Origin of the sequence: Streptomyces sp. WM6372, assembly GCF_001279655.1 — a bacterium.
GTDB lineage: Bacteria > Actinomycetota > Actinomycetes > Streptomycetales > Streptomycetaceae > Streptomyces.
Genome location: NZ_LGDB01000246.1, coordinates 1 through 14,510 on the forward strand (window position 1 = coordinate 1; position 14,510 = coordinate 14,510).

Sequence of the window (14,510 nt, forward strand, 5' to 3'; positions counted from 1 at the left end):
GGGCAACGTCAAGCTGCTCACCGAGCCGGTGGCCTGGCCGGCGGGCGAGCGCCCGCGCCGCGCGGGCATCTCCTCCTTCGGCCTCAGCGGCACCAACGCCCACGTCATCGTCGAGGAGGCCCCGGCCGCCGAGCCCGCGGAGGCCGAGGGCGAGATCCGTACCCTCCCGCTGGTCCCCGTCGCCCTGTCGGGCCGTTCGGCGAAGGCGCTGGCCGAGCAGGCCGGGCGGCTGCACGCACACGTCACCGGGCACGCGGACGTGTCCCTCACCGACCTCGGGTTCTCCGCGGCGACCACCCGGACCGCGCACGAGCACCGGGCCGTCGTCGTCGGCGCCGACCGCGAGGAACTCCTCGCCGGCCTGTCGGCGCTGGCCGAGGGCTCGGCGGCGGCGGGCGCGGTGCAGGGCGCCGTACGCGAGGGCCGCTCGGCCTTCCTCTTCACGGGCCAGGGCGCGCAGCGGCTGGGTATGGGGCGTGAACTGTACGCGGCGTTCCCGGTGTTCGCGCAGGCGCTGGACGCGGTGGTCGTGGCCGTGGACGAGCACCTCGACACCCGGCTGTACGAGGTGATGTGGGGTGAGGACGAGGCGCTGTTGAACAGCACCGCGTTCACGCAGCCCGCGCTGTTCGCGATCGAGACGGCCCTGTTCCGGCTGGTGGAGTCCTGGGGTGTGCGGCCCGACTTCCTGGCGGGGCACTCGATCGGTGAGATTTCGGCCGCGCACGCGGCGGGGGTGCTGTCGCTGGAGGACGCGGCCCGCCTCGTCACCGCGCGCGGTCGCCTCATGCAGGCGCTGCCCGCAGGGGGAGCCATGGCCGCGATCCAGGCGACGGAGGAGGAGATCCTCCCGCACCTGACCGGGGCCGTCGGCATCGCCGCCATCAACAGCCCGCGTTCCGTGGTCGTTTCGGGTGCCGAGGATGCCGTCGAGGCGATCCAGGCGGAGTTCACCCAGCTGGGCCGCAAGACGACCCGGCTGCGGGTCTCGCACGCCTTCCACTCTCCGCTCATGGACCCGGCCCTTGCCGAGTTCCGCGCGGTCGCCGAGTCCGTGACGTACGCTCCCGCCCGGATCCCGGTCGTCGCCGGGGTCCACGGCGAGCTCAGCGAGGACTGGGGCACCCCCGACTACTGGACCCGCCACCTCCGCGAGGCGGTCCGCTTCTCCGACACCGTCCAGCACCTGCACGCCAAGGGCGTCCAGACGTTCGTCGAGCTCGGCCCCGACGCCATCCTCACCGCGCTCACCCAGAACACCCTGGACGGCGAAGACGCCGTCGTCGAGCCGGCCGTACGCAAGAACCGGCCCGAGGCGCGCACCCTCCTGACCGCCCTCGCCCGGCTCCACGCCACCGGCACCGCCGTCGACTGGACCGCCTTCTACTCCGGGACCGGCGCGGAGGCGGTCACGCTGCCGACGTACGCCTTCCAGCGCGAGCGGTACTGGATGATCGCCGACCTCGCGGGCGGCGGTGACGCCACCGCCTTCGGCCTCGCGCCCGCCGACCACCCGCTGCTCGGCGCGGTCATCTCCTCGCCCGACTCGGACGGGCTGACCTTCAGCGGACGCCTCTCCGTCGACACCCAGCCCTGGCTGGCCGACCACGACGTGCTCGGCGCCGTCCTGCTGCCCGGCACCGGCTTCGTCGAACTCGCCCTGCACGCCGGGGAGCAGGTCGGACGCACCACCCTGGAGGAGCTCATCCTCCAGGCCCCCCTCGTGCTGCCCGAGCACGGTGGCGTCGCCCTCCAGGTCACGGTCGGCGGTCCGGACGAGCTGGACCGCCGGGCCGTGCTCATCCACTCCCGGCCCCAGGACTCCCTCCCCGACACCCCCTGGCTGCTGCACGCCCAGGGCCTGCTCGCCGAGGCTCCCGCCGCGTCCGGCGCGGACCTCACCGCGTGGCCGCCCGCCGGCGCCGCCGAGGTGACCGTGGACGAGGCGTACGAACTGCTCCGGGAGCGCGGCTACCACTACGGGCCGGTTTTCCAGGGCCTCACGGCCGCCTGGCGCCAGGGCGACGCGGTGTACGCCGAGGTCGAACTGCCCGAGCAGGCGCACGAGGACGCCGCCCGCTTCGGCATCCACCCCGCCCTCCTCGACGCGGCCCTGCACGGCTCGCTGCTCGATGACGGCCAGGGCGGATCCGACTCCGGTGTGCTCCTGCCCTTCGCCTGGAAGGGCGTGCGCTTCCACGCCGTCGGCGCGACCCGGCTGCGCGTGCGGATCGCCCCCTCCGGTCCGGACGGCATCACCCTCGACGGCGCCGACGCCGACGGTCTCCCCGTCTTCTCCGTCGAATCGCTCGTCTCCCGTCCCGCCGCCCCGGCCGAAGCCCCCGGGCAGGCTCCGGGCGGCGCCCTGTTCGCCGTCGAGCTCCAGCCGCTGCCCGTTCCCGCCGCCGCTCCCGCCCCGCTGACCTGGGGCCTGTGGGAGGCGGACGACCGCACCCGGCCCGCGCCGGACGTACTGGTCCTCGAAGGCCCGGACGCCGACGCGGCCGGGGACACCGCCGCGCAGGTGCACGCGGCCACGGCCCGGGCCCTGGCCCGCGTACAGGAGTGGCTCGCGGACGAGCGGTTCGCCGAATCCCGCCTGCTCGTCGTCACCCGCGGCGCCGTCGCCGCGCCCGGGGAGGGCGTCACGGAGGGCGTCACGGACCTGGCCGGTGCGGCGGTCCGCGGTCTGATGCGCTCGGCCCAGGCCGAGAACCCCGGCCGGATCGTCCTGGCCGACCTCGAACCCGGCTCGGACGGGCTCCCGGTCGACCCCGCCGTCCTGCTGGCCGCCGCCGAGCCCGAGATCGTCGTACGGTCCGGCGCGCTGCACGCCCCGCGCCTGGTCCGCGCCACGGCCGGGGCCACGGCGGAGGAGACGATCCGCTTCGACGCCCCCGGCGCCGTCCTGCTCGCCGGCGGCACCGGCACGCTGGGCCGTCTGGTGGCCCGCCACCTCGTGGCCGAGCACGGCGTACGCGAGCTTCTGCTGGTCAGCCGCCGCGGCCCCGAGGCCCCCGGCGCCGCCGCCCTGCACGCCGAACTGACCGCCCTCGGCGCCGAGGTCACCCTCGCCGCCTGCGACCTCGCCGACCCGGACCGGGCGCGCGAGCTGCTCGCCGCCCACCCGGTCTCCGCGGTGATCCACCTCGCCGGCGTCCTCGGCGACGTCACCATCGGCTCGCTCACCCCCGAGCTGCTGGCGGGGGCGCTGCGCCCCAAGGTCGACGCCGCGTGGAACCTCCACGAGCTGACCCGGGACCGGGACCTGTCCGCCTTCGTGCTGTTCTCCTCGGTCGCCGGCGTCCTCGGCAACCCGGGCCAGGGCAACTACGCCGCGGGCAACGCCTTCCTCGACGCCCTCGCCGCCCACCGCCGGGCCCAGGGGCTGCCCGGCCAGTCGCTCGCGTGGGGCCTGTGGGTCACCGAGGGCGACGGCGGTTCCGTCAGCGGCGACGGCATGGCGGAGGAGCTCAACAGCACCGACCTCCAGCGCATGCGCCGCTCCGGCATCGGAGCGCTGTCCGCCGCCGACGGCCTCGCCCTGTTCGAAGCCGCCACCACCTCGGCCGACGCCGTCCTGTTGCCGCTCGCCCTGGACCTCGCCGCGCTGCGCGCGGCCGACGACCTGCCCGCGCAGTTCTCCGCCCTGGTCCGCCGGCGCGCCCGCGCCGCGGCCCGTACCGGCGCGACCCGCAGCGCCACCCGCGGCCAGGAGCTCGCCGCGCTGCCGGAGAAGGAGCGCCGGCGCGCCCTGCTGGACCTCGTACGCGGCCAGGTGGCCTCGATCCTGGGGCACTCCACCACGGCCGAGGTCGGACCCGAGCGCGCTTTCAACGAGCTGGGCTTCGACTCGCTCACCGCACTGGAACTGCGCAACCAGCTCACCACCGCGACCGGGCTGCGGCTGACCCCGACGCTCGTCTTCGACCACCCGAACGCCCAGGCGGTCGCCGAGCACCTGGACACCCTCCTCGCCGGATCCGCGGCCACCGCCACGGCCGCGGCCGCCACGGGAGGCACGGCGGCCGATGACGACGACCCGATCGTGATCGTCGGCATGGCCTGCCGCTACCCGGGCGGTGTCCGCTCCCCGGAGGAGCTGTGGCGCCTCGTCGAGGACGAGGTCGACGCCATCACCGAGTTCCCGGTCAACCGCGGCTGGGACCTCGACGGGCTGTACGACCCCGAGCCGGGCACCCCCGGCAAGGTGTACGTACGCCACGGCGGCTTCCTGCACGACGCCGACGAGTTCGACCCCGCGTTCTTCGGCATGAGCCCCAACGACGCCCTGACCACGGACCCGCAGCACCGGCTGCTGCTGGAGGTCGCCCACGAGGCGCTGGAGCGCGCGGCGATCGACCAGGCCTCGCTGAAGGGCACCTCGACCGGCGTGTTCGCCGGGATCATGTACCACGACTACACGGGCAACAGCGCCGCCGGATCGCTCGGCTCGGGCCGCGTCTCCTACACGTTCGGCCTCGAAGGCCCGTCCGTGACCGTGGACACCGCCTGCTCGTCCTCGCTGGTGGCCCTGCACCTCGCGGCGCAGGCCGTGCGGTCGGGGGAATGCCCGCTCGCGCTGGTCGGCGGCGTGACCGTGATGTCGTCCACGGAGACCTTCGTGGAGTTCTCGCGGCAGCGCGGCCTGTCCAAGGACGGCCGGTGCAAGTCGTTCTCCGCGGCGGCCGACGGCGCCGCCTGGTCCGAGGGCGTCGGAGTCCTCGTGATCGAGCGGCTGTCGGACGCGCGGCGGAGCGGGCACCGGGTGCTCGCCGTGCTGCGCGGCAGCGCCGTCAACCAGGACGGCGCGAGCAACGGCCTGATGGCACCGAACGGCCCCTCCCAGCAGCGGGTCATCCGCCAGGCCCTGGCCAACGCGGGCCTGTCGACCGCCGATGTCGACCTCGTGGAGGCGCACGGTACGGGCACCACCCTGGGCGACCCGATCGAGGCCCAGGCGCTGCTCGCGACGTACGGGCAGGGCCGCGGCGACGCGGAGCCGCTGTGGCTGGGGTCCATCAAGTCGAACATCGGGCACACGCAGGCCGCCGCCGGCGTCGCCGGGGTCATCAAGGTGGTGCAGGCGCTGCAGACCGGCATCATGCCGAAGTCCCTGCACCTGGACGCGCCGTCGGCCCAGGTCGACTGGGAGGCGGGCGCGGTCCGGCTGCTCGACGAGCCCCGCAAGTGGCCCGCCTCGGACCGCCCGCGCCGCGCCGGCGTCTCCTCCTTCGGCATCAGCGGCACGAACGCCCACGTCATCCTGGAGGCGCCGGACCTCCCGGCCCCCGCGGCCGCGCCGGGCGCTCCGGCTCCCGCCGATGCCGCAGGCGCCGCCGATGCCGCAGGCGCGGTCGGCGCCGCCGGAGCCGATGCGGCCGCCCCGGCGCGCGTCGTGCCGTGGCTGCTGTCCGCCCGTGACGCGGAGGGGCTCGTACGGCAGGCCGGGCGGCTGCAGAGCCACCTCGACACCCTGCCCGCCGCCGAGCCGCGAGACGTCGGGTTCTCCCTGGCGACCACCCGGGCGCCCATGGAGCACCGGGCCGCGCTGATCGCGACCGACCCCGCGCAGGCCCGCCAGGCGCTGGCCGCGCTCGCGTCCGGGGCGCCGGCCGCGGCGCCCGCCGTACGGGCCGTCACCGGAGGTCTCACCGCCTTCCTGTTCTCCGGGCAGGGCGCCCAGCGCGCCGGCATGGGGCGTGAACTGCACGCCGCCTTCCCGGTGTTCGCCGAGGCCTTCGACGCCGCCGTCGCGGAGCTCGACCGGCACCTGGACCGGCCACTGCGCGAGGTCGTCTGGGGCGAGGACGCGGGCGAGCTCAGCCGCACCCTCTACACCCAGACCGGCCTGTTCGCCTTCGAGACCGCCCTGTTCCGGCTGCTGGAGTCCTGGGGCGTCCGGCCGGACTTCCTCACCGGTCACTCCATCGGCGAACTCGTCGCCGCCCACGTCAGCGGCGTCCTGTCCCTGGCCGACGCGGCCAGGCTGGTCGCCGCCCGCGGCCGGCTGATGCAGGCGCTGCCGGCCGGCGGGGCCATGGCGGCCGTCCAGGCCTCCGAGGAGGAGGTGCTGCCGCTGCTCACCGACGCCGTCAGCATCGGCGCGGTCAACGGGCCGCGGTCCGTGGTCGTGTCCGGCGCCGAGGAGGAAGTGCTCGCGATCCAGGAGCACTTCACGGCCCAGGGGCGCAAGACCTCCCGGCTGCGCGTCTCCCACGCCTTCCACTCCCCGCTGATGGAGCCGATGCTCGCCGAGTTCGGCGCCGTCGCGGCCGGGCTCTCCCCGGCCGAGCCCCGGATCCCGCTGGTCTCGAACGTGACCGGCCGGATCATGACCGCCGAGGAGATCGCCGACCCGCAGTACTGGGTCCGGCACGTGCGCCGGGCCGTCCGCTTCTCCGACGGGGTACGCGCCCTCGCCGAGGCCGGAGCCACCGCCTTCGTCGAGGTCGGTCCCGACGCCGTCCTCGCGGGCCTCGGCCCCGCCTGCCTCACCGACACCGACACCGACACCGGAACGGACACCGGCTCCGGCTCCGGCACCGGCACCACCCCGGTGTTCCTGGCGCTGTCGCGGCGCGAACGCGACGAGGAGCACACCCTCGTGGCCGCCCTCGCACAGGCCCACACCCACGGCGTCGACGTCGACTGGAACGCCTTCTTCGCCGGCAGCGGCGCCCAGCGCATCGAACTGCCGACGTACGCCTTCCGCCGCGACCGCTTCTGGGCGCTCGACGAGCGCCGCGGCGGGGACGCCGGCTCGCTCGGCCTCGACGCCGTGGACCACCCGCTGCTCAGCGCGGTCGTCCCCGCCCCCGCCACCGGCGGGGCCACCTTCACCGGCCGCCCGGCCCGCTCCGCCCAGCCCTGGCTGGAGGACCACGACCTGCTCGGTACGGTCGTCCTCCCGGCCACCGGCTTCGTGGAGCTGGCCCTGCGCGCCGGAGCCGAGTTCGGCTGCGACCGGCTGGCCGGCCTGACCCTGCACGCCCCGCTGCCGCTGCCCGAGCAGGGCGGCGCCCCCCTCCACGTGGTGGTGGGCGCGCCCGGTGAGGACTCCCTGCGTCCGGTGAGCGTGTACTCCCGGGCCGGGGACGGCGAGGGCGCCGAGGACACCGCCTGGACCCTGCACGCCGAAGGCACCCTCGCCCAGGGCGCCGCCGCCTCCGCTGCAGCCCCCGCCGACCTGTCGGCCTGGCCGCCCGCGGGCGCCGCGCCCGTGGCGGTGGCTGACGCGTACGAGCGGCTGCTCGCCCGCGGCTACGGGTACGGGCCCGTCTTCCAGGGCCTGCGCGCGGCCTGGCGACGCGGCGGCGAACTGTTCGCCGAGATCGCGCTGCCCGCCGACGCGGGCTCCGGCGAGGCCGCGGCCGACCGGTTCACCGTCCACCCCGCCCTGCTCGACGCGGCCCTGCACCTGGACCGCCTGGACCACCTGGACCGCCTGGACCAGCTCGACACCGGGGCTCCGGCCCCGCTGGCCACCGCCTCCTGGACCGACCTCCAGGTGCACCGGACCGGCGCCGCCGCCCTCCGCGTCCGCATCACCCGGGACGCGCAGGGAACGCTCGCCCTCGAAGCGGCCGACGAGGAGGGCCGTCCCGTCCTGTCGGCGGCCGCGCTCACCCAGCGCACCGTCTCGGCGGCGGAACTGCGCACCGGCGAACAGCCCGGCGCCCTCTACCGGCTGACCTGGAGCCAGGCGCCCGCCGGCGGCTCCGCGCCGCAGGAGGCACCCGTCCTCTTCGAGTGCCCCGTACCCGAAGGGGCCGCCGACGCCGACGCGGCCGCCCGGGCTCGTACGGCGGCCGGGGCGACCCTGGCCCGGCTCGCGCAGTGGCTCGGCGAGGAGCAGGCGTCCGCCGCGCCCCTGGCCGTCGTCACCCGCGGCGCCGTCGCCGTCCGCGAGGACGAGGGCGCCGATCTCGCCCAGGCTCCGGTCTGGGGTCTGGTACGGGCCGCCCAGAGCGAGCACCCCGGCCGGTTCGTGCTGGCCGACCTCGACGACACCGAGGCCTCCCGGCAGGCGCTGCCCGCCGCCCTCGGCGCCGGGCTCACCGAGTTCGCGATCCGGGCCGGCACCGTCCTCGTGCCCGGGCTGGCCAAGGCCGCCGCCCCGCAGGGGGACGCGCCGTCCCTGGCGGCCGGCACGGTCCTGGTCACGGGCGCGGCGTCCGCCGCCGGCGCCGCCGTGGCCCGCCGCCTGGTGACCGAGTACGGCGCCACCCGCCTGCTGCTCGTCGGTACCGAGACGGCCGTGGACCCCGACGCCATCGCCGGCCTCGCGGACCTCGCGGACCTTGCGGACCTCGCGGACCTCGCCGGTCTCGGCGCCGAGACCGTGGTGGCCGACTGCGACCCCGCCGACCGCACCGCCCTCGCCAGGCTGCTGGCCTCCGTACCCGCCGGGCACCCGCTCGTCGCGGTCGTCCACGCCGACCTCCCGGCCGGCGCCGCCCGCATCGACGCGCAGGCCGGGGAAGTACTGGACGCCGCCCTGCGGCGCAGCGCCGACGCGGCCTGGAACCTGCACGAGCTCACCCGCGACGAGCCCCTCGCGGCCTTCCTGCTCCTGTCCTCCTCCGCCGGGCTGATGCACGGCGCCGGACAGGGTGCCCGGGCCGCCGCGGCCGGCTTCCTGACCGCGCTCGCCCGGCACCGCCACACCCTCGGGCTCGTCGCCACCGCCCTCGCCTTCGGGCCGTGGGAGGCCGCCGTCGACCCCGTCGAACTCGCGGACCAGCAGGACCTGCTGGCCTCGCTCGGAGTGCCCGCCCTGGGCGCCGAGCGCGGACTGGCCCTGCTCGACGAGGCGCTGCGCACCGCCGGGGCGGACCTGACCGCCCTCGACGTGGACCGCGGCACCCTCCGCGCGGCCACCGGCCGGGTACCGGCCGTCCTGGCCGGCTTCGTACGCACCCCGGCCGGCCGCTCGGGCCGCGGTGGCGCCGACGAGGCCGACCAGCTGCGGCGCCGGCTGACCGGCCTGGACGCGGAGGAGCGGGAGCGGCTGCTCCTGGAGCTGGTGCGCTCGCACGTGGCCGGACTGCTCGGCCACGCCTCGGCCGACGCCGTAGCCGCCGACCAGTCCTTCCAGGAACTCGGCTTCGACTCGCTGGCCGTGGTCGAACTGCGCAGCCGCCTCGGCACGGCCACCGCGCTGGCCCTCCCGGCGAGCCTCGCGTTCGACTTCCCGACCTCGCGGGCCGTCGCCGGCTACCTGGCCGCCGCCGTGCAGCCCGAGGACGACGACGGGACGCGGGCGGTCGCCGAGGTGCTGGACCAGCTGGACACGGCCCTCGCGGCCGTCGCCCGGGGCGCCGCCGACCCCGCCCGGATCACCGCACGGCTCGAAGCGGTACTGCGCCGCTGGCAGGACACCCGCACCACCGAACCGACCGACCCGGAGCAGGACTTCGAGGCGGTCACCGACGACGAACTGTTCGAGGCACTGGACCGGGAGCTCGGGCTCTGACCCGCCGCGACAACGGACAACGACCCCGACCGCCGCGATCCACAGTTGGCTTCAGATTGGTTGACTTCAGATGCCTGACCAGGACAAACTCCGCGACTATCTCAAGCGCGCCACCGCCGACCTGCAGAGCGCCAAGAGGCGCCTGCGCGAGGCCGAGGCCCGCGAGCACGAGCCGATCGCGATCGTCGGGATGAGCTGCCGCTACCCCGGCGGGATCGGTTCCCCCGAGGACCTGTGGGACCTGGTGGCCTCCGGCGGAGACGGGATCACCGGCTTCCCCCTCAACCGGGGCTGGGACGTCGACGGGCTGTACGACCCGGAGCCGGGCACGCCCGGCAAGTCGTACGCCCGCGAAGGCGGGTTCCTGCACGACGCCGACCGGTTCGACGCCGACTTCTTCAAGATCAGCCCCAAGGAGGCGCGGGAGACCGACCCCCAGCAGCGCCTGCTGCTGGAGACCTCCTGGGAGGCGCTGGAGCGCGCCACCATCGACCCGCACTCGCTGCGCGGCAGCCGCACCGGCGTGTACGCGGGCGTCGTCTACCACGACTACCCCTCCGACGGCGGGATCGGCGGCCTCGGCTCCATCGCCTCCGGCCGGATCTCCTACACCCTCGGCCTGGAGGGGCCCGCGGTCACCGTGGACACGGCCTGCTCCTCCTCGCTGGTCGCCCTGCACTGGGCGGTCAAGGCCCTGCGCGCCGGCGAATGCGGCCTGGCGCTGGCCGGCGGTGTGACCGTGATGGCGACGCCGACCTCCTTCGTCGGCTTCAGCCAGGAGCGCGGACTCGCCCCCAACGGCCGCTGCAAGTCCTTCGCCGCGGCCGCCGACGGCACCGGCTGGGGCGAGGGCGCCGGCATGCTCGTCGTCGAACGGCTCTCCGACGCCCGCAGGAACGGCCACCCGGTGCTCGCCGTCATCCGCGGCAGCGCCATCAACCAGGACGGCGCCTCCAACGGCATCACCGCCCCCAACGGCCCTTCCCAGCAGCGGCTGATCGAGCAGACGCTGGCCGGCGCGCAGCTCACCGCCGACCAGGTCGACGCGGTCGAGGCGCACGGTACGGGCACCACACTCGGCGACCCGATCGAGGCGCAGGCGCTGCTCGCCACGTACGGCAAGGGCCGCCCCGCGGACCGGCCGCTGTGGCTGGGCTCCATCAAGTCGAACATCGGGCACGCGCAGGCCGCGGCCGGGGTCGGCGGCATCATCAAGATGGTCGAGGCGATCCGCCGCGGCGTCCTGCCCCAGACCCTGCACGTCGACGAGCCGAGCCCCAAGGTGGACTGGTCGGCGGGCAACATCCGGCTGCTCACCGAAGCCGTCGCCTGGCCCGAGACCGGGGAGCCGCGGCGCGCCGCCGTCTCCGCGTTCGGCCTCAGCGGCACCAACGCGCACGTCATCATCGAGGCCGCGCCCGCCGAGGAGGCCGCGGACGCCGAAGCCGCCGCTCCGGACGCCGCCGCACCCGACGCCGCCGCACCCGACGCCGCCGACGCCCCCGCGCTGCTCCCGCTGTCGGCGAAGACCGCCGACGCGCTGCGCGCCCAGGCCGCCAACCTGCTGGACCACCTGGCCTCCCTCGACGCCGCCGGGGACGAGGCGCCCGTACGCGACCTCGGCCACTCGCTGGCCACCACCCGCGCCGCACTGGAGCACCGCGCCGTCCTCCTCGCCGCCGACCGCGAGGAGCTCGTACGGGGACTCACGGTCCTCGCCGAGGGCGACGTCCCGGGCGACGCGGCCCGCGCCGTCGCCGAACCCGACGTCCGCACCGCCTTCCTCTTCTCCGGGCAGGGCGCCCAGCGCCTGGGCATGGGCCGCGAACTGCACGCCGCCTTCCCCGTCTTCGCCGAGGCCCTCGACGCGGCGGCCGCCGCCCTCGACGCGCACCTCGACACCCCGCTGAAGGACGTGATGTGGGGTAGCGACGAGGAGGCGCTGAACCGCACCGCCTACGCCCAGCCCGCGCTCTTCGCCGTCGAGACCGCCCTGTTCCGGCTCGTCCGCTCCTGGGGCCTGCGCCCCGACGTGCTGGCCGGCCACTCCATCGGCGAGATCGCCGCGGCCCACGCCGCCGGCGTCCTCGACCTCGCCGACGCCGCCCGCCTCGTCACCGCGCGCGGCCGCCTGATGCAGGCCCTGCCCGCGGGCGGTGCGATGGCCGCGATCCAGGCCACCGAGGAGGAGGTACGCTCCCACCTCACCGACGGCGTCGGCATCGCCGCGATCAACGGCCCCCGCTCGGTGGTGGTCTCCGGCGAGCGGGACACCGTCCGCGCCATCGCCGCCCACTTCGGGCAGGAGGGCCGCAAGACCAAGGAACTGCGGGTCTCGCACGCCTTCCACTCCCCGCTCATGGACCCGATGCTGGAGGAGTTCCGCGCCGTCGCCCAGAGCGTGACCTGGAACGAGGCCCGGATCCCCGTCGTGTCGAACCTGACCGGCCGCCCGGCCGGGGACGGCGAGCTGCAGAGCGCCGACTACTGGGTCCGCCACGTCCGCGAGGCCGTCCGCTTCTCCGACGCCCTGCGCGCGATCGAGGCCGACGGCGTCCGCGTCCTGATCGAACTGGGCCCGGACGCCGCGCTCACCCCGATGGCCGCCGACTCGCTCACGGACGGGGCCACAGCCGTCGTCGCGCCCGCCCTGCGCCGCGGCCGCGACGAGGAGCGCACGCTCCTGGCCGCCGTCGCCCAGGCGTTCGCCCGCGGGGCGGCCCTGGACTGGCCGGCCCTGTCCGCCGCCCGCCCGGCCCGGCGCCCGGCCCGCCGGCTGGCGCTGCCCACGTACGCCTTCCAGCACCGCAGCTTCTGGGCCGACACCGTCCCGGCCACCCCCGGCCTGCTCACCGCCGGGCAGGGCGCCGCCGGCGGCGCGGCCGACCCGGCCGACGCCGCCTTCTGGGACTCCGTCGAGCACGCCGACGTCGACACCCTCGCCGACCGGCTGGAGATCGCCGCCGAGCCGCTGCACGAGGTGCTGCCCGCCCTCTCGAAGTGGCGCCGCCGCCACCACGACGCGCACACCCTCGACTCCTGGCGCTACCGCGTCGTCTGGCAGCCCGCACCCGACGCCCTGCCCGCCCCGGCCCTGACCGGCACCTGGCTCGTCGCCGTGACCCCCGAGACCGCCGCCGACCCGCGGGTCGCGGCCGTGCTCGCGGCCCTCGCCGACAGCGGCGCCGCCCCCGAGACCGTCGAGGTCGACGGGGAGGACCGCGCCGCGCTCGCCGAGGCGCTCCGTACGCGGACCGCCGCCGGGGTGCTCTCGCTGCTCTCCCTCGACGAGCGGACCCACCCCGGACACCCCGGCCTCTCCCGGGGCCTGGCCGCCACCATCACCCTGGTGCAGGCGCACGGAGACGCCGGCCTCAGCGCCCCGCTCTGGCTCGCCACCGCCGAGGCGGCCGCGGTCGCCGGCTCCCACGAGGTCGCGGCCGTCGCCCAGACCCCCCTGTGGGGCTTGGCCGGCGCCCTCGCCCTCGACCTCCCGCAGACCTGGGGCGGCATCGTCGACCTGCCCGCCGTCGTGGACGCCGCCGCGGCCCGGCAGCTGTGCTCCTTGCTCACCGGCGCCTCCGGCGAGGACGCCGCCGCGATCCGGCCGCAGGGCGTCTTCGTACGCCGCCTCGTCCGGGCCCCCCTCGCCGGCCAGGAGCCCCGCCGCACCTGGCAGCCCCGCGGCACCGTCCTCATCACGGGCGGCACCGGCGGCCTCGGCGCCCACGTGGCCCGTACGTTCGCCGCGGAGGGCGCCGAACACCTGCTGCTCACCAGCCGCCGGGGCCGTGCCGCCGCCGGCATGGACGAGCTCGAAGCGGAACTGACCGCCCTCGGCGCCCGCGTGAGCATCGAGGCCTGCGACGTCACCGACCGCGCCTCCCTGGCCCGCGTCCTGGATTCCGTACCCGAAGACATGCCGCTGACCGCCGTCGTCCACGCGGCCGGGGCGATGCAGCGCATCGCCCCGCTCTCCGACCTCTCCCTGGAGGAGTTCGCCGAGGTCGGCCACGCCAAGGTCGCCGGAGCCGTCCTCCTCGACGAACTGCTCGCCGACCACGCACTGGACGCCTTCGTCCTCTTCTCCTCCGGCGCGGCCGTGTGGGGCAGCGCCGGCCAGAGCGCCTACGCCGCCGCCAACGCCCACCTCGACGGCCTCGCCCACCGCCGCCGCGCCCAGGGCCGTACGGTGACCTCCGTCGCCTGGAGCTCGTGGGACGGCGGCATGGTCGACGCCGAACTGGGCGCCATGATGCGCCGGATCGGCGCCCCCGCCATGCGGCCCTCCATCGCCGTCGGCGCCCTGCGCCAGGTCATCGAGCACGACGAGAGCCACCTGGTGGTCGCCGAGTTCGACTGGGAGCGCTTCGTCCCCACGTACACCCTGGCCCGGCCCCGCCCGCTGCTGAACGCCCTGCCCGAGGTACGGGACATCCTCGCGGGCGCCGCCGACGGCGCGGCGGCGGGCGGCGGATCCGCCCTGGTGGCCTCGCTGGCCGGCAAGCCGGAGGCGGAGCAGACCCGCGCCCTGCTGGACCTGGTCCGCGGCAAGGTCGCGGCCCTGCTCGGCTACGACTCCCCGGCGGAGCTGGAGCCGACCCGCGCCTTCGAGGACCTCGGCTTCGACTCCGTCGCCGCCGTCGAACTGCGGGCCCGCCTGAGCGAGGCGACCGGCGCGAACCTCCCGAGCACGATGGTGTTCGACTACGCGACGCCCGCCGCACTCGCCGCCTTCCTGCGCACCGAGCTGTTCCAGGACGGCGACGGCGGCCCGGCCGACGTGCTCACCGAGCTGGACCGCTTCGAGGAGCTCGCCGCCTCCCTCGACATCGAGCAGATCCGCTCCAGCCGGATCACCTCGCGGCTGCAAGCCCTGGTCGGCAGGCTCACCGACCTCCAGGGAACCGGCGAGTTGGTCCGCGACCAGCTCGAATCCGCCTCGGCGGACGACGTCTTCGCCTTCATCGACAGAGAACTCGGCCTGGCCTGACCGAGCCCCGAGCACGTTGCCGACACATTCATCAAAAGG

General features: G+C 76.1%; 2 protein-coding genes. Both read left to right on the forward strand.

The window, feature by feature from the left end; all coding sequences use genetic code 11:
* On the forward strand, positions 1 to 9,478 hold a 9,478-nt coding region (locus ADK52_RS37080), incomplete at its 5' end, for a type I polyketide synthase (protein ID WP_159046125.1).
* 70 nt (positions 9,479 to 9,548) lie between these two features.
* Positions 9,549 to 14,471 (forward strand): type I polyketide synthase, encoded by a 4,923-nt coding sequence (locus ADK52_RS44885; protein ID WP_053694242.1) that lies wholly within the window; start codon positions 9,549 to 9,551, stop codon positions 14,469 to 14,471.
* Positions 14,472 to 14,510 lie beyond the last annotated feature (39 nt).

Coding starts and splice junctions, on each gene's coding strand:
- ADK52_RS44885 (WP_053694242.1), top strand. CDS start 9,549: ATGCCTGACCAGGACAAACTCCGCGACTATCTCAAGCGCGCCACCGCC.